17 protein-coding genes are annotated in these 17,744 nt (G+C 33.6%); 13 read left to right on the forward strand and 4 right to left on the reverse strand.

All coding sequences use genetic code 11. From position 1 onward, the window contains the following. Positions 1 to 298 precede the first annotated feature (298 nt). The 4 genes from OH814_RS03995 to OH814_RS04010 all read left to right on the forward strand — a co-directional run bounded on the left by OH814_RS03995 (position 299) and on the right by OH814_RS04010 (position 4,384). Entirely contained in the window at positions 299 to 2,293 is a 1,995-nt protein-coding gene (locus tag OH814_RS03995) for a S9 family peptidase (RefSeq protein WP_308827198.1), read from the forward strand. Between the two features lie 171 nt (positions 2,294 to 2,464). Continuing rightward, positions 2,465 to 2,953, forward strand: a complete 489-nt coding sequence (locus tag OH814_RS04000) for a DNA-deoxyinosine glycosylase (RefSeq protein ID WP_308827199.1) — start codon at positions 2,465 to 2,467, stop codon at positions 2,951 to 2,953. 54 nt (positions 2,954 to 3,007) lie between these two features. Continuing rightward, positions 3,008 to 3,667 (forward strand): hypothetical protein, encoded by a 660-nt coding sequence (locus tag OH814_RS04005; RefSeq protein WP_308827200.1) that lies wholly within the window; start codon positions 3,008 to 3,010, stop codon positions 3,665 to 3,667. Between the two features lie 39 nt (positions 3,668 to 3,706). Further along, complete coding sequence (locus OH814_RS04010; protein WP_308827201.1) at positions 3,707 to 4,384, forward strand: hypothetical protein; 678 nt, start codon at positions 3,707 to 3,709, stop codon at positions 4,382 to 4,384. Between the two features lie 34 nt (positions 4,385 to 4,418). Here OH814_RS04010 and OH814_RS04015 read toward each other — a convergent pair whose 3' ends face one another. Beyond that, a complete protein-coding gene (locus tag OH814_RS04015; protein ID WP_076560694.1) occupies positions 4,419 to 5,111 on the reverse strand; it encodes an AIM24 family protein in 693 nt (230 codons plus the stop codon). Between the two features lie 199 nt (positions 5,112 to 5,310). On the opposite strand from OH814_RS04015, the gene queA reads away from it, so the two are divergent. The 5 genes from queA (at position 5,311) to OH814_RS04040 (ending at position 9,841) form a co-directional block, all read left to right on the forward strand. Then, on the forward strand, positions 5,311 to 6,360 hold the full coding sequence (queA, locus tag OH814_RS04020; RefSeq protein WP_076560696.1) for a tRNA preQ1(34) S-adenosylmethionine ribosyltransferase-isomerase QueA: 1,050 nt from the start codon (positions 5,311 to 5,313) through the stop codon (positions 6,358 to 6,360). 46 nt (positions 6,361 to 6,406) lie between these two features. Beyond that, entirely contained in the window at positions 6,407 to 6,754 is a 348-nt protein-coding gene (locus OH814_RS04025; protein WP_308827202.1) for a four helix bundle protein, read from the forward strand. 41 nt (positions 6,755 to 6,795) lie between these two features. Further along, positions 6,796 to 7,830 carry a 23S rRNA (adenine(2503)-C(2))-methyltransferase RlmN gene (gene rlmN / locus OH814_RS04030; RefSeq protein ID WP_076560700.1) on the forward strand — a complete coding sequence of 345 codons (1,035 nt, stop codon included), beginning with the start codon at positions 6,796 to 6,798 and terminating at the stop codon, positions 7,828 to 7,830. Positions 7,831 to 7,912: 82 nt separating this feature from the next. Further along, entirely contained in the window at positions 7,913 to 8,791 is an 879-nt protein-coding gene (locus OH814_RS04035; RefSeq protein ID WP_308827203.1) for a hypothetical protein, read from the forward strand. Between the two features lie 72 nt (positions 8,792 to 8,863). Then, on the forward strand, positions 8,864 to 9,841 hold the full coding sequence (locus OH814_RS04040; RefSeq protein WP_308827204.1) for a polyprenyl synthetase family protein: 978 nt from the start codon (positions 8,864 to 8,866) through the stop codon (positions 9,839 to 9,841). Between the two features lie 81 nt (positions 9,842 to 9,922). Here OH814_RS04040 and OH814_RS04045 read toward each other — a convergent pair whose 3' ends face one another. Continuing rightward, positions 9,923 to 10,219 (reverse strand): hypothetical protein, encoded by a 297-nt coding sequence (locus OH814_RS04045; RefSeq protein ID WP_076560705.1) that lies wholly within the window; start codon positions 10,217 to 10,219, stop codon positions 9,923 to 9,925. A 139-nt stretch (positions 10,220 to 10,358) separates the two neighbouring features. On the opposite strand from OH814_RS04045, the gene OH814_RS04050 reads away from it, so the two are divergent. Together OH814_RS04050 and OH814_RS04055 are read left to right on the forward strand one after the other, a co-directional pair. Then, the gene (locus OH814_RS04050; RefSeq protein WP_308827205.1) at positions 10,359 to 12,791 is read left to right on the forward strand and encodes a transketolase C-terminal domain-containing protein; all 2,433 of its coding nucleotides are present in this window, start codon (positions 10,359 to 10,361) and stop codon (positions 12,789 to 12,791) included. A gap of 87 nt (positions 12,792 to 12,878) precedes the next feature. Continuing rightward, the gene (locus tag OH814_RS04055; RefSeq protein WP_308827206.1) at positions 12,879 to 13,694 is read left to right on the forward strand and encodes a hypothetical protein; all 816 of its coding nucleotides are present in this window, start codon (positions 12,879 to 12,881) and stop codon (positions 13,692 to 13,694) included. 11 nt (positions 13,695 to 13,705) lie between these two features. Here OH814_RS04055 and OH814_RS04060 read toward each other — a convergent pair whose 3' ends face one another. Continuing rightward, complete coding sequence (locus tag OH814_RS04060) at positions 13,706 to 14,095, reverse strand: helix-turn-helix domain-containing protein (RefSeq protein WP_308827207.1); 390 nt, start codon at positions 14,093 to 14,095, stop codon at positions 13,706 to 13,708. Positions 14,096 to 14,264: 169 nt separating this feature from the next. Between OH814_RS04060 and OH814_RS04065 the strand changes: the two genes are divergently transcribed. Further along, on the forward strand, positions 14,265 to 15,326 hold the full coding sequence (locus OH814_RS04065) for an NADH:flavin oxidoreductase (RefSeq protein WP_308827208.1): 1,062 nt from the start codon (positions 14,265 to 14,267) through the stop codon (positions 15,324 to 15,326). 311 nt (positions 15,327 to 15,637) lie between these two features. Here OH814_RS04065 and OH814_RS04070 read toward each other — a convergent pair whose 3' ends face one another. Next, complete coding sequence (locus OH814_RS04070; protein WP_308827209.1) at positions 15,638 to 16,840, reverse strand: C1 family peptidase; 1,203 nt, start codon at positions 16,838 to 16,840, stop codon at positions 15,638 to 15,640. 375 nt (positions 16,841 to 17,215) lie between these two features. On the opposite strand from OH814_RS04070, the gene OH814_RS04075 reads away from it, so the two are divergent. Further along, the gene (locus OH814_RS04075; RefSeq protein ID WP_115949855.1) at positions 17,216 to 17,734 is read left to right on the forward strand and encodes an RNA polymerase sigma factor; all 519 of its coding nucleotides are present in this window, start codon (positions 17,216 to 17,218) and stop codon (positions 17,732 to 17,734) included. Positions 17,735 to 17,744: the final 10 nt, after the last annotated feature.

Genomic DNA, 17,744 nt, shown 5'->3' on the forward strand with positions numbered 1-17,744 from the left:
ATCTTAATAATAATTTTTAATGATTCCGAAGTGACATCGTTAATCATAAAATACATGATTGTAAATGTATGTGTAGCTTTTGTGTTTTGCAAATTTAAAACTAACGAAAAACCAGTGTGATTGTGTAAAGGTCTTTACAACTATTGATAATGTAGGGTTTACAATTCGAAAAGATTCAAAACTTATTCTTCAATTTTTCACTTCTTTTTATTTTATATATTAACTTTGGCAATCTTAGAATAATAAAAGAACCGAGGAGATCTCAAAATCCCGAAAGTTCATAAAAATAGTACAGAATATGAAACTTAAGTACAGTCTGCTCGCTTTGGCAGCGCCTTTCTTAATGAATGCACAACAACTCATGACACCTGAAATTCTTTGGACTTTGAAAAAAGTAGGAGTGCAGGCTGTTTCACCCGATCAATCTTCGCTGATTTATAAAGTCGGACAGGTTGATCTAAAAACTGAAAAAACAAAAAACGAAAGTTATTTCCTGGATGTTATCAATAATCAGTCTTCTAAAATTGATTTAGGTAAAAAAGCTTTAGTTCAGTGGGATAAAAACGGATTGTACGCTCAGGAAGGTGAAAAAATCTATCTTTCAAAAGACAGCGGAAAAACCTGGACAGAATTTTACACCATCGGCGAAGCAGATAACATCGTTATTTCTCCTGATGGAAAGAAAATTGCTTTCAGCAAGCAAGTTTTGGTGGAAAAACTGATGGGGAAAGATAAATATGCAGATACTCCAAAAACGACTGCCCAGATTTACACAGATCTCAATCACAGACACTGGGATTATTTTAATGAAGGGAAATATAATCATGTTTTTGTAGTCAATACTTCTTCAAGTGTAGATTCTGCTAAAGATTTATTGGAAGGAAAAACTTGGGATTCTCCGCAAAGACCTTTCGGTGGAGCAGAAGATTTTGTCTTCAGTCCGGATTCTTCAAAACTTCTGTATGTTACAAAGCCTAAAAGCGGTAAAGAATATTCTACAAGCACAAATACAGATATCTTCGCTTACGATTTAGCGTCAGCAACGACAAAAAATTTAACTGAAGGAATGATGGGTTATGATGTGAACCCAAAATTTTCACCAGATGGAAAATGGTTGCTGTGGCAAAGTATGGAGCGAGAAGGATATGAAGCTGATAAAAATGATATTGTGGTAATGGACTGGAAAACCGGTGCAAAAAGCAATATGACAGGAAACTGGGACGAAAGCGTAACAGGAACAACTTTCTGGAGCAGCGATTCTAAAAGTATCTATTTTAATGCAGCTTTTCGTGGAACTGTTCAGTTATTTTCTGTAGATCTTAAAAATGCAAAAGTGAGTCAGATTACAAAAGGAAATTTTGATGTAACCGATATTTTTGCGGAAGGAAAAAAATCTCTTTTAGTTTCAAAAACCGATATCAACCATGCTTCAGAATTATTCTCTGTAAATCTTAAAAACGGAGAATTAAGCCAGGTTACAGACGTCAATAAAGACACCTATGCGAAATTAGCACAAGGAAAATCTGAATTGAAAATGGTGAAAACCACAGACGGAAAAGAAATGGGAGTGTGGTTCCATTATCCACCAAACTTCGATCCGAATAAAAAATATCCGACTTTAGTATATTGTCAGGGAGGTCCACAATCTGGACTTACGCAATTTTTCAGTACAAGATGGAATTTTGCTTTAATGGCAGCAAACGGTTATGTTGTTGTTGCACCAAACCGTCGCGGGATGCCGGGTTGGGGAACAAAATGGAATGAAGCAATTTCAAAAGATTGGGGCGGACAACCGATGAGAGATTATTTGGCAGCAACAGATTATGCTAAAACGTTACCTTACGTTGATGGTGACAGAGTTGCAGCAGTTGGAGCAAGTTACGGTGGTTACAGCGTATTTATGTTGGCGGGAATTCATGAGAACAGATTCAAAACGTTTATCGCTCACGATGGATTATTTGATATGAAATCTTGGTATTTAACCACCGAAGAACTTTGGTTTGCCAACTGGGACTTGGGTTCACCTTGGGAAAAACCTCTTCCAAAAGCATATACAGAATTTAACCCGAGTAATTTTGTGGAAAAATGGAATAAACCAATTATGATTTTTCAGGGTGGAATAGATTACCGTGTTCCTTACGAACAAGGTCAGGAAGCTTTCCAGGCTGCGAAATTGAGAGGTCTGAAATCAAAGCTAGTATATTTCCCGAACGAAAACCACTGGGTTCTTCATCCGCAAAACGGCTTAGTTTGGCAGAGAGAATTTTTTGATTGGTTGAAAGAAACGCTTTAATAATCAATAATTAAAAATGAATAATTAATTTAAGTATTCAAAAATATCAATAGGAACGGGCTTTAGCCCGTTTTTTGTTTAATAATAACGAAAATATTTAGTTTGATTTAAAAGAAATTTTTGCGCTTTTTGCGTTAAATAAATTCAATTCAAAATTTATATCTTAAGATTATGGAGAACCGAATTTCATCATTTCCACCATTTATTGATAGTCAATCGAAAATTTTAATTTTAGGTTCAATTCCCGGTGTGAAGTCTTTAGAAAAACAACAATACTACGCTCATCCTCAAAACAAATTCTGGAAGATTATTTTTGAACTGTTTAATGAAGAATTTACAGAAGATTATTCAGAACGAATTGATATTTTAAAGAAAAATAACATTGCAATTTGGGATGTCATCGATTCCTGCGAAAGAAAAGGAAGCCTCGATTCTGAAATTAAAAATGAAGAAGCCAACCAGATTGGAGAGCTTTTAGAAAGTTATCCAAACATTCAGGCAATATTTTGCAATGGCGGAAAGTCATATAAAAATCTACAGAAATTATTAGGCAAAAATTTTAGAATCCCAATATATTTATTGCCTTCAACAAGCCCTCTTCACACGATTTCTTTTGAAAGAAAATTTGAGGAATGGAAAAAAGTATTAGATTATTTATAAACTTTAAACATTTCCAATTAAAAAGATATATTTGTGTTCCACAAATACTTTTATATGAAGAAAAATTTTTTGCTACTATTTTGTATTATTTCAAGCCTTGTTTTTTCGCAAGAGTATACTTTTTATTATGAACTTGATTATCACAAGGCTAATGGAATTAAAAAACTAGGTATTATGCGTGTCGGTTTTCAAGGTACAGATCCAGTTTTACAACTCTATAAACCAAATCAACGTTTATTTGCTGTAATTAGAGATTTTTCGACTAAAGAGCGACATTATTTCTATTATATAAATTCAAAAAAGAAGGGAGAAATATATAATTATATAGGTACAGTTTCTAACATGAAAGATTTGGATGATTTTTTTATAGTAAAACCTATTTCTGATGAAAAGTATCCTACAATTGATAAGATAATATTACTTCATTCTGAGTTTGGTCATAATAATTCGTATTATTTATTCAAAAATGAAGTTATAAATAAAGATTCTCTGTCTGTATTTTCTTTAAAAGGAGAATTTGATAATTTCAAGGAATTACAACTTTTTCCAATAATAAAAAAAGAAGTAAAAATAATTTTACCTCAGAAGTTTAAATATATTTCATTTTCAAAAATTCAAAATCTTACATCATGTTCCATAACTACTTCTTATAAGAATTTTAATAAAGTAGATCATTATAATCAAGGACAAGTCATCAAAAATACATGTGATTAAAGTTTTACTAAATATACTATGTTTCACAAATTATTTATAATGAAGAATTTTTTTTTGCTTTTATTTTGTTTTATTTCGAGCTTTGCTTTTTCGCAGAAGTATCATTTTGATTATTTCATAAAAGAAAAATCAGAATATCAAATAACTAAAAAACATGTTTGGAATAAAGAATGGTTTTATGATACAAAAAATGGTGTTAGACTCAATCTTGAGTCTGAAAAAAATAATATTATTGCGGTACTTTATTCACAAGATTACAAATTAAAACATGTTTTTAAAGTGAAAAATATAGGGAAGCAAGTTAATTTTTTATACAAGCATTCTCGCAAAATAAATCAGGAACATTATCATGAAATTCCTTACAAAGGAAAAGAAGTCTTTGAGATTAAAAAACTTGATTCTTTGAAATATAGTTTTGTTGTTTTCAAGAATTCAAAACGGAAAAAGAAAGTAATTGACGCAGTTGTAAATTTGGTTATTGGAAAGTTTGAATATATTGATTTTAGAATAGATCATATAATTACACGTGAAGCTGAAAAACAATTAAAAAATTTGCTTAATCAGAATCAAAAATATATAGTTAGAAGTGTTGATTATAAATACAATTCTAAATATAATAGATCTAATTTTTTTGAATTGATTCAAAAAGTCGACTTGACTGTAGAGGTACCTAAAGTTTTAAAAGAACCTACTAATTGGTCAGATTTTAAAGAGTAAAAATGCGATTCAATCGAATCGCATTTTTTAATATTTATTTTTCAAGTCTATAAACTTCCTCATAAGGCTGAATCAAAACCCAACCATTACCTGAAAATTTCATCTGAAACTCTTCGCCGCTTCCTCTTCCGATTAAACTTTTAAAAGAAACATTGGTTTTCAGTTCTGGGCTTAGGTTTCCAGACCAGGCTACAGTTGCGTTCGGATCTGTGAAAACTGGTGCATCCGGAGTTACTAATAGAGTTAATGGCTCACCGTGAGTAGTAATTGCGATATGTCCTGTTCCCGAAAGTTTTACCTGAAACAATCCGCCCGACATTACTCCGGCAATACTTTTCAGCATGGTGATGTCACTTTTTATGCTTTGTTCGTGTGCTAAAATATCATTTCCGTTCACACAAACCGTTTCGTTATTGAGATGTAAAATTCTTACTTTTTTACCATCATCTGCAACATATAGTTTTCCTGTTCCTTCTGCTTTCATCAACTTTGCACCTTCTCCGCTGATTGCTTTTTTCAACAAATTCCCAAGTCCGCCAGAAAGCATTCCTTGTCTTTCAAAATTAATATTGCCGATATAACCGACCATACTTCCTGTTTTTGTCCAGACAGATTGATTGTTTAGGTTGATTTCTAAAAGTGCTGGTTTTTCCAGTTCGAAATAATCTCTTTCAAGAGGGTTTTCTTTTGTTTCATTTACAAAAGATTCAATAGAATATTTGCTCATCGTTTAATATTTTGATTAAGCCAAAATAGTCATTTTTTTGCTGATAAAAAATCAAAAATAATAAAATTTTAGCCTCAAAGCCTCATGAATAAAGAGGCGTGAAATAAACACTTGACAAAGGGGTATAGAATGTTGTATATTTGCACTTCGAAAATTACACCATGTAATTTTACATAATTTTTAAACCGTAATTTAAAAAATGAAAACATCCGATTTTAATTTCGACCTTCCTGAAGAATTATTGGCAGAACACCCTTCTGAGCATAGAGATGAAGCTAGATTAATGGTTCTCGACAGAAAAACTCAAACCATTGAGCATAAATTATTCAAAGATGTAGTAGACTATTTCGATGAGAAAGATCTTTTCATCTTTAATAATACTAAAGTTTTCCCGGCTCGTCTTTACGGAAATAAAGAAAAAACAGGAGCTAAGATTGAAGTTTTCTTATTGAGAGAACTTGATAAAGAAACTCGTGTTTGGGATGTTTTGGTAGATCCTGCAAGAAAAATAAGAATTGGTAACAAATTATTCTTCACTGAAGACGAATCTTTGGTTGCTGAGGTAATCGATAATACAACTTCAAGAGGTAGAACTTTAAGATTCTTATTTGATGGTTCTTATGAAGAATTCAGATCAAAATTAAAAGAATTAGGAGAAACTCCGCTTCCAAAATATATCAAAAGAGACGTAGAACCGGAAGATGCTGAGAGATATCAAACGATTTATGCAAAAGTGGAAGGAGCTGTAGCGGCACCAACTGCAGGTTTGCATTTCTCTAAGCATTTGATGAAGAGACTAGAGATCAAAGGAATTGATTTTGCTGAGGTCACACTTCACGTAGGATTAGGAACTTTCAACCCAATTGAGGTAGAAGATTTGTCTAAGCATAAAATGGAATCAGAAGAAATCATCATCGATGAGAAAAATGCTGAAATTATCAATAGAGCTGTTCAGGAAAACAGAAGAGTTTGTGCAGTAGGAACGACGACGATGAGAGCAATTGAAACTTCTGTTTCTTCAAACAGAAAAATTTCGGCTTTCAATGGTTGGACTAATAAATTCATTTATCCACCACATGATTTCGGAATTGCCAACACAATGATTACCAATTTCCATACGCCAAAATCAACTTTAATGATGATGATTGCTGCGTTTGCCGGAAAAGATTTCCTAATGCATGCATACGAAGAAGCCGTAAAAGAAAAGTATAAATTCTATTCTTACGGTGACGCAATGTTGATTATATAAAACAAGTAAAAAGAACCAAGTTAAAAGTATAAAGTTAGAGGTTAAGATGAGAGAAAACGATTTACTTACGAGAACTTTTGAATTTGGAGTTAATTGTCTTATATTTTTAAGAAAACTACCAAATGATTCTGAAAGTAAATTGATAAGATTTCAGCTTGGAAAATCTGCTACATCAATTGGTGCTAATTATGAAGAATCTCAAGCCGGATCTTCTAAAGCAGACTTTAGAAATAAAGTGAAAATTGCTTTAAGAGAAGCAAGGGAAAGTAATTTTTGGCTTCGGGTTTTGGAAAAATTAGACGGTTATGATTCTGAGGAATTTAAATTTCTATTGAAAGAAAGTTCCGAATTGAAAAATATTCTGGCTGCAATAGTAAATAACACTAAACTTTAAAAACTTTTTAATTTCTACTTTTAACTTGGCTCTTTAATATTATGAAAGATATAAGAACTCTATCCCTTGACCAGCTTAAAGATTATTTTGGATCTTTAGGAGAAAAGCCGTTTCGTGCGAAACAGGTTTACGATTGGCTGTGGAGCAAAAATCTGCATTCAATAGAGGAGATGACGAATCTTTCAAAGCAGCTTCGTGACAAAATTTCTGAAGAATATACCATTAATCCAGTTTCTGTAGATCAGCTTCAGAAAAGTACAGATGGAACCATTAAAAATGGAGTGAAGCTTCACGACGGCTTATTGGTAGAATCTGTTTTAATTCCGACAGAAACCAGAACTACAGCTTGCGTTTCTTCACAAGTAGGATGTTCGTTAAACTGCGAATTTTGTGCTACAGCAAGACTCAAAAGAATGAGAAATCTTGAAGTCGCTGAAATAGTAGATCAGGTTGCTTTAATTGATAGCCAAAGTAAAATGTATTTCAACAGGCCGCTTTCCAATATCGTATTTATGGGAATGGGCGAGCCGATGATGAATTACAAAAATGTAGTGGAAGCGATCCGAAAAATTACTCAGCCGGAAGGTTTGGGAATGTCGCCAAGAAGAATCACTGTTTCTACATCCGGAATTCCGAAGATGATAAAAATGTTGGCAGATGATGAGTTGCGTGTTAAATTAGCTTTGTCTCTTCACTCAGCGATTGAGTCTAAGCGTAACGAAATTATGCCGTTCTCTGATAAATTTCCGTTGACGGATATTATGGAGTCTCTTCAATATTGGTACAAAAAAACAGGTTCAGTAGTCACTTTCGAATATTGTGTCTGGAAAGGCATTAATGACGGAGACGAGGATATTAAAGCATTAATTAAATATTGTAAACAGATTCCTTCTAAAGTTAATTTGATTCAATATAACCCAATCGGTGACGGAAAATACGACCAATGCAACAAGAAAGCAGAAGACAATTATGTTCGTCAGCTTGAGAATGCCGGAATTACCGTTATGATTCGGAAAAGTCGTGGTGGTGATATTGATGCAGCTTGCGGACAGTTGGCTAATAAAGTTACAGACTAAATTCTATTAATCATTGCCTTTTTCTAAAGGTTTTTGATTATTCTTAACAGTCAGTTTATACCTAAAATCCTATTTTTGTAGAATGAAGAAGATCATTCTATTATTTACCCTATTCTTTTTTCAGACTGTTTTTTCTCAACAGGCAGAAATTTTTAAGCTAAAAAAATATAGAATTGCAGTTCTCAATGATTCAATTCAGGAAACTTCAGGACTGAATTTTTTTGATGGAAAACTTTACACTTTTAACGACAGTGGAAACCCTGCAGAATTGTTTGAAATAGATAAAAGTTCAGGAAAAATTTTAAAAGTTTTAAAAATAAATGCCGAAAATAAAGATTGGGAAGCATTAACCAACGATGGCAAAAACTTCTACATCGGAGATTTTGGAAACAATGCCGGAACACGACAACATTTAAAAATTTATAAAATTCCTTTTCAAAACAATCAGCTGCAAAATGATTCGATGACGACGATTTCATTTTATTATCCTGAGCAAAAAGATTTTATTTCAAGAAATATCAACACAGATTTTGATTTGGAATCAATGATTTATTTAAATGGTAAAATCCATATTTTCACTAAAGAATGGGCTTCAAAATCTACCACGCATTACACGATTGATCCAGAAGTTTTTGAAAATCAGCCCGCTCAAAAAATAGAATCTTACAAAACAAATTTTGTCGTAACAGATGCTTCTTATTTTGATAAAAAGCTTTACGTAGTGGGTTACACCAAGAAAACAGAAGTGTTTTTAAACATCTTTAATGAATCTGAGCCCGGAATCTTTTTCAAAGAAAGCTCCAGACATCTTTATTTGGGAAGTGCTTTAACCATTGGTCAGATTGAAGGAATTGCTGTTGATGAAACCGGAGTTTATATTTCCGGCGAAAAATTTTATTCGCCTATTAAGAAGACCAAGCCATTTTTTTATTTTATTCCTAAAGAAAAACTCAAACTTTAATTTCTGTTAAAATTGGCGGAAAAAAATTATCTTTGTGAGAATTAATAAATACTCACCCATCATTCTTACTTCGTGGCAAACATTGTAGAAGAAATCAAGCAGCCGATCAATGAGGAAATGAAACTTTTCGAACAAAAGTTTTATGAATCTATGCAGAGCAGAGTCGCTTTACTCGATAAAGTTACCCGTTTTATTGTTACCACAAAAGGGAAACAGATGCGTCCGATGTTTGTGTTTCTGTGTGCAAAATTAATTGGCGATGTTAACGAAAAAACGTATCGTGGCGCTTCAATGATTGAGTTGATTCACACGGCAACTTTGGTCCATGACGATGTGGTGGATGAAAGTTTTAAACGTCGTAATTTCTTTTCAATCAATGCTTTGTGGAAGAATAAAATTGCGGTTTTAGTAGGTGATTTTTTATTATCAAAAGCGGTATTACTTTCTACAGACCATAAAGATTATGATTTACTTTCCGTGATTTCCAGAACCATCAGAGAAATGTCTGAAGGCGAACTTCTTCAATTGGAAAAAGCCAGAAAACTTGATATTACCGAAGATGTTTATTATGAAATTATCCGCCAGAAAACAGCAACCTTAATTGCCGCCTGTTGTGAAATAGGCGCTTTGTCGAATAACGCAGACGAAGCTTTAGCCATGAAAATGATGCAGTTCGGAACATATACCGGAATGGCTTTTCAAATTAAGGATGATTTATTCGATTATTTAAGTTCAAATGTCATCGGAAAACCTGTCGGAATCGATATCAAAGAACAAAAGATGACTTTGCCGTTGATTCATACTTTAAAAATAGCCGGCGAAACCGACAGAAAGTATTATTTCAATACGATTAAACGTTACAACAACGATCAAAAAAGGGTAAAAGAACTGATTGCTTTTGTGAAAAGTTCGGGCGGTTTAGATTACGCCATTACCGTGATGAAAGATTTTCAGCAAAAAGCAAAAGATATCCTCAATGAATTTCCGGATTCTCAGGTTAGAGAATCTTTACATAAAATGCTTGATTACGTTATTGAAAGAAAGTTCTAAAACTTTAATCCTTTTCTGTTTTAAATTGCCGCAGATTAAGGGATTTGGTAGATTTTAATAAAAAATCAGCGAGAGAAAATTTTAGTCTAAAATCATCGTTGTTACCATAATCACCGACAAAACAATACAAAATAAAGCGGATAAAAATAAATAATCCGCAATCTGCTCGTATCTATTCTCCATCTTTTCCTTCCGTGATCTTATTGCCAAAAATGAGAGAAAACTGCTGCATGCAAAAAGTACACATGCGACTCCTGCAAATTCATCTAGATATGTATTGTGGCTAGTTTTTGTGATTTTCAGCGAAGTGATAATCAGCATCGAAAAACCCAGTAAATTGCTGGATGCATTGAGTATATGAGATGATTTTTTTTCCATTTTCTTTATATTATGTAAAATTAAGACATCATAATCTTGATTATCAAATTTTTAAAAAACATTATTGAAAATTAAAATTAATATAAAAAGTGTATATTAGCAAAATACTTCATTAATAAAAAATATTTAATATTTGGCTATGCAGACAACCTATATTGAAACTCAACAGATCTCCTTTCAAGATTTTAAAAATCAGATACTTGAAGACTATAAGTTAGGAAGAATCTCTCGTGAAATGTCTTATCTGGGCAGAAGAGAAGTACTTACCGGAAAAGCTAAATTCGGAATTTTTGGAGACGGAAAAGAGCTTCCGCAGCTTGCAATGGCAAAAGTTTTCAGAAACGGAGATTTCCGTTCAGGATATTACAGAGATCAGACTTTTGCATTAGTAGCAGATGCCTTGACGGTTGAAAGTTTCTTTGCTCAGCTGTATGCAGATACAAGTGTAGAAAGAGAGCCTGCTTCTGCCGGAAGACAGATGAACGGTCACTTTGCGACAAGAAGTTTAAATGAAGACGGAAGCTGGAAAGATTTGACGGCGCAGAAAAATATTTCTTCCGACATTTCTCCTACTGCAGGTCAAATGCCTAGATTATTAGGTTTAGCACAAGCTTCAAACATATATAAAACCGTACAGTTTGACGGTTCTGAAAAATTCTCAAATAAAGGTGGCGAAGTTGCTTTCGGTACCATCGGAGACGCTTCTACAGCAGAAGGTCACTTCTGGGAAACATTGAATGCTGCGTGTGCGCTTCAGGTTCCGATGATTGTTTCTATCTGGGATGATGGTTACGGAATTTCTGTTCCTACAATGAAGCAGAGAGCAAAAGCTGATATTTCTGAAATGTTGAGCGGTTTCCAGAGAAAAGAAGGTGAAAACCAAGGTTGTGAAATTATTCAGGTGAAAGCCTGGGATTATCCTTCATTATTGGATGCCTACGCAAGAGCTGAGCAATTTGCAAGAATGGAATCTGTTCCTGTTGTAGTTCATGTGATTGAAGTGACGCAGCCACAAGGTCACTCGACTTCAGGTTCTCATGAAAGATATAAGAATGAAGAACGTTTGTCTTGGGAATCTCAGTTTGACGGATTATTGAAATTCAGAGAATGGATTTTAAATTATTCAATCGAAATTGAAGGGCAAGAAGAAATTATTGCAACTGTTGAAGAACTTGATTCAATCGATGATGAAGCCAAAAAAACAGTAAAAAACGGGCAAAAAAATGCCTGGGAAAATTACCAAAAGACGATTACTGAACTAGCTTTTTCAGTTTTGCCTTTAGTTGAAAACCTGAAAGGACAAAATTCTGAAATTGAAACGTATATTAATCAATACAATAAATTAGTTTCAAAAGCGAAGAAAGATGTCTTCCATTTGGTAAGAAAATCTTTATTGGCAACAAGAGGAACAAATTCTGCAGAGAGAAATCAATTGATGCAGAAATACAACGAGATCTTTGAGGTTGAAAAAGACAATTATTCTTCTCATTTGTATTCTCAGTCTCAGTGGAAAGCTGAAAATATTCAAGAAATCAAGCCCATCTATTCTGATGCTTCTGAAGATGTAGACGGAAGAGTAGTGGTAAGAAATAATTTCGATAAAATATTCGAAAAATATCCTCAAACTTTAGTCTTTGGTGAAGACGCCGGAAATATCGGTGACGTAAACCAAGGTCTTGAAGGAATGCAGGAAAAATATGGTGACGTACGTGTTGCTGATACAGGAATCCGTGAAGCGACAATTCTGGGCCAAGGTATCGGAATGGCGATGAGAGGTTTGAGACCAATTGCTGAAATTCAGTATTTAGACTATATTTTGTATTGTTTACAGGGAATGAGTGATGATTTGGCGACTGTTCAGTACAGAACAAAAGGTGGTCAGAAAGCTCCTTTAATTATCAGAACAAGAGGTCACAGATTGGAAGGAGTTTGGCATTCTGGTTCGCCAATGGCGGGAATTTTGAACCTTTCAAAAGGTATTTTGGTATTGGTGCCGAGAAACTTAACCAAAGCTGCCGGTTTCTACAATACAATGCTTCAAAGTGACGATCCAGCCGTAATTGTTGAATGTCTGAATGGTTACAGATTAAAAGAAAGACAACCTGATAATTTAGGTGAATTCACCGTTCCTGTTGGGAAAATTGAAGTTACAAAAGAAGGAAAAGACGTAACGTTGGTAACGTACGGTTCGACTTGGAGAATTGTAATGGAAGCAGCGGAAGAACTTGAGAAATTAGGAATCTCTGCAGAAGTTATTGACGTACAGTCATTAATTCCTTTCGACTTAACGAATGAAATTTCTGAAAGCGTAAAGAAAACCAACAGATTGGTTGTAATCGACGAAGATGTAGAAGGTGGAACCTCAGCGTTTATTCTACAACAGATTTTAGAGAAGCAAAAAGCATTCAGATTCCTAGATTCTGATCCGTTGACGATTGCTGCAAACGACCACAGACCAGCTTACGCAAGTGACGGTGATTATTTCTCTAAGCCATCTTCGGATGATATGGTTGAAAGAATTTACGCAATGTTTAACGAAACAAATCCTCAGAAATATCCTGCGATATTTTAATTGGGATTTTAGATAAATTTTGAAACCGCTTTCTTTGGGAAGCGGTTTTTTTTATGATAAATGAGTATATTAGAGTAATTGTATTTTATGAAAAATATTATAAAACAAATAGCAGAAAAACAAATAGAAAGCCTTTCTATAATTCGAAATCATACTTGTATTCTAATTAAGAATTATAGTGATTATAAAGTTCATGGAACAGGTGTATTTGCGAAAATTCAAAATTTATATTTACTTATTTCTGCTGCTCATGTATTTGATGATTTTCATGAACTATTTATTCCTTTGGAAAATGGTGAAACATTACTTAAACCTGGTGGTAAACTAATAATTAACAATTCCAAAGTTAGTAGAAGCAATGATGATTTAGATATTGGTATTTTAATATTAGATGATATATCTGTAAAAGATTTAATTCAAAGCTATGATTTTGTGATTGAAAGTAACTTAGCAATTAATCATGATATAACTTACCTTCATAATTATATTGTTTTTGGTTATCCTTCAAGTTGGTCGAAAAAATCTTTTTCTCGAAGCTCATTTCATTCCCGCCCATTTATAAATTTTACAAAATGTGTTGACTTAGCTGAATACCCCGAATTAAAGAGGAACGAGGTATTAAATATTATTGTAGAATATAACAGACAAGAAACAGTCAATTTTAAATCTAAAAAATTTAGTTTTGGACCAAACCTTTTTGGAATTAGTGGATGTGGATTGTGGTATTTAGATCCTCAAAATTATGAAGAGAATGCAAATCCAAAATTACTTGGAATAATGACTGATTGGCCAATTTCAAATAGAAGAAGATTGATTTCAACACGAATCGATGCTATCACAGAACTTTTAAGAAAAAGTGAATCTCTTAATTTTCCAGAATCAAATTTGTTTTCTTTTAAGTAAATAGAAAACTTTTAAACAACAGCTTTTTTCTTTTCCTTTTTTTCTAAAAGAGTCTTACAATCCTTAGCTTTCTCAGGATCATAAACATGATATTTTGTTTCCCATTCTTCCAGTTGATATAAAATCGGCAAAAGCGCCAAACCTTTTTCTGTCAACGAATATTCTACTCTTGGCGGAAGTTCTTTAAACTCTTCACGAATGATCAATCCGTCAGTTTGCATTTCTCTTAATTGATCTGTCAAAACTTTTCTTGAAATTACATTAATACGAACAGCAAGCTCGCCAAAACGTAATTTTCGGTCTTTGATAACCAATACAATGATTGGTTTCCATTTGCTTCCCAATGCAGACATTGCTTTACCAAGAGGACAGCTGTATTCCATTAATTCACTCTTTTTCATAAGGAAATTTTTATTTTTAAAAACTTTAGAGAATCAAAGATTCCATACGTTACTTTCAAGTTACTAACGTAAGTTACTGCGAAGTTACCACTATTTTTTCATTGAAAGATACAAAAACAAACTATTATTAGTTACTTTGTGTAACAATTATAAAATAAATACTTTAAAAATGAGTACAGAATCATTGTTTAAACCATTTCAATACAAGAATTTAACACTAAAAAATAGAATCGTAATGGCTCCGATGACGAGAGCACAATCTGATAACGGAGTTCCGACTCAGCAAATTGTAGATTACTATGCAAGAAGAGCCGCTTCGGAAGTTGGATTGATTCTTTCTGAAGGAACAGTAATCAACAGACCCGGATCAAAAAATATTCAGAATATCCCGGATTTTTATGGAACTGAAGCTTTAAACGGTTGGAAAAACGTCATCGATGCTGTTCACCAAAATGGAGGGAAAATGGGACCTCAGATTTGGCACGTTGGTGATACCAGAAGTTCAGAAGATTATCCTTTAGTTGATATGGAAAAAGCTTCTACAATGACTTTGGAAGACATTCAGGATACCATTGCTCAGTTTGCGGCTTCTGCAAAATCGGCAAAAGATTTAGGATTTGATGTTTTAGAAATTCACGGAGCTCATGGTTATTTAATCGATCAGTTTTTCTGGGAAGTAACCAATACCAGAACCGATGAATACGGTGGGAAAACCTTAAAAGAAAGAAGCAAATTCGCTGTAGATGTTGTAAAAGCAATGCGAGCTGCAGTAGGTGAAGATTTCACAATTATTATCCGCCTTTCTCAGTGGAAACAGCAGGATTATAAAAGCAGATTAGCTTTAAATCCTAATGAAATGGAAGATTGGCTATTGCCATTAAAAGAAGCTGGAGTTGATATTTTTCACTGTTCACAAAGACGTTTCTGGGAACCGGAATTTGAAGGTTCAGATTTGAACTTCGCCGGTTGGGCAAAAAAGATAACGGGTCAACCGACAATTACTGTGGGTTCTGTAGGATTAAACGGTGATTTTATGTCTGCTTTTGCAGGAGAAGGTTCAGAAAAAGCTGATCTTAAAGAGTTGGTAAGAAGACTTGACCGTGAAGATTTTGATCTTGTAGCCGTAGGGCGTGCTTTGTTGAGCGATTATCAATGGGCAAAGAAAATAAAAGACGGCAGAGTAGAAGAGCTTACAGATTTTGCAGGCTCTAGTTTAGGCGTGCTATATTAAAAACTACAGTGAATTGCAGGTTTGCTTCGTGGTCAATTTATTATTTAAACTTTATTTCCACTATTCACCTGAGAAGTAAAATGGGCAGTTCACTTTTATTTTATACATAATTTTACCTATAATTTTTTTAATTTTTAGAGGAACCGTTTTCAATTTTTTTGAAAGCGGTTTTTTATTTTTAATAATACTGAATTTCTCTTAACGCAAAGTTCGCAAAGAGATTAATCAAAAAAACCGCCTGAAAAAATTCAGACGGCCTATTAACAAGTTTAAATATCTAAAATTGTCACCTAGTAGACAATAATGATTTCTTACAAACCAATGTTTTTGCTTGGCTTTAATTGCTTTTTAATGTTTTTAGGAATTGCATTTTTGTGAACCAAAATAGCAGTAGATTTATACTCCACATAAGGTTTGGTTACATACAAATATCCTTCAAAATCATTGGTTACACCCCAAGAATTTTTGACCATATAATATTCTTTACCAGACTGATCTTTTGCCAAACCAACGATGTGCATTCCGTGGTCATCGGTTGTAGAAAGATTGTTTAAAGCTTTCTGACGCATGTCTTCAGTAATGGTTTTATCTTTTTTAGGCTGAGTGAATAGATCTTTTTTTACTTCAGAAGTAATTTGATCAAGATCTACATCAGGAACGTAAGCAACACCATTTTTGTACGAAAAATAAGGCTCAGAAACGTCTGTTGCCCAACCTACAGAATATCCTTTGCTTACTGCGTTGTCAATAATTGCAGTCAGTTCATTCATTGGAATATTCCAGTCAGAATCATGGCTCCAGTTATCAGGAATCGGAACTACAAATTTTTGGTAATAAGGATAATCTTTGTATGAAGATAGCTCAACATAATCTTCAGGATTAATTCCTACCACTTCTTTAGCAAAAGTTTTCGGCGTATAATTTTTTCCTTCATATGTAAAGTTTGCAGGCACTTTTCCTAAATATTCATCTAAAATAGCATCTACAGAATCCATCCAGTTATCTGAAAGTTTTCCTTTTGAAGAAGCTGCTACAAGACTATCTAAAACTGGTTTCAGTTTTTCCTGCATTTCTTTAAAATTATTTAAAGTCTGCCCGGCTTTCAAACCTGTGTAAGCCTCCTGGGGAACCGCACCGTATTTTTTGTACATATTCACAACATCGTGAAGCTCACCTCCATCTCCCCAGCTGATTGCTCCGCTGTTTAGCACGTATAATTTTGCTTTATCGTGATAAGAATTTCTTGCGGTAAAGATTTCAGCCAAATCAACAGGCTTTTTGCCCATCCTCTGCATTTCAGACTCCAGGAAAGAGTTTCCTGAATAGCTCCAACAAGTTCCTGATGAACCTTGGTTTTTTACCGAAGTTGCACCCACATCTTTTAACGTGGTAAATTGGAAATTGGCATTTTGAGACTGATTGTTTTTCAACTTGTTGATCAGGTCATCCTGAGCAAACATCATACTTCCTGCGCATAAAACAAAAAGTAATGACGCAAATCTTTTGTTTTTCATAAGTAACGATCTATTTATTTTTAAAGGTGATTTTAAAATTGGATTCGATCAAAATTTCTCTTCTTAATCAAATACAATTTTATCAGCTTTAAAATGATATTCTAATAGTCTGCAATGTTAAGGATATGTTACAAGATTTTATGTTAAAAAAGGGTTAAAATTGAGTGGGAGGGTTTTAGGGAATTAGAGTTGGGGTGTTTTAGAGTTTTAGAGGGATTATTAGTTTTAACTTAAGATTTATAAATATTAATAATATACAAGTTTCAGTCTATCAACTAAAAACTATTCACAACTTTCCTTATTTTTAAAAAAAGTTTAACAATGTTTCCAACCTGCCCGAAGTTTCCTGCATCTATAAGAGTATAAAGCCTGACTATGGAAAAAGAATTACTGATAGAATGCCAACGGAACGACCGCAATGCACAGCGGAAAGTTTACGAAAAAATGGCGGGTAAACTTTATGCGGTTTGCAAACGCTATCTGAAAAACGATGAAGACATACAAGAAGTATTGGCCGATACTTTTTATAAGATCTTTACGAAACTTAATCAACTACAAAACCATGATATTTTTGAAGCCTGGGCTAAGAAAATTGCGGTGAATGAATGTTTGCAAAAACTCAGAAGTATGAAAGCGCTTCATATTTCATTAGACGATCAGTTTGTAGAATCTCCGGATACTTTAGCTGATACAGTTTCTTTTGAAAAAGATATTCTGAAGCTTCTGAATTTTCTTCCTGAAGGTTGCAGAGCAATTTTCAACCTATTTGCCATTGAAGGATATCCGCATAAAGAGATTGCAACAATGCTTTCGATAAGCGAAGGAACATCAAAATCTCAGCTGAATTTTGCACGGAAAAAACTTCAGGAATTATTGGTAAATCATAACATTTAAACTTTTACAC

This window comes from Chryseobacterium sp. CFS15 (assembly GCF_031118795.1).
GTDB classification, from domain to species: Bacteria; Bacteroidota; Bacteroidia; order Flavobacteriales; family Weeksellaceae; genus Chryseobacterium; species Chryseobacterium indoltheticum.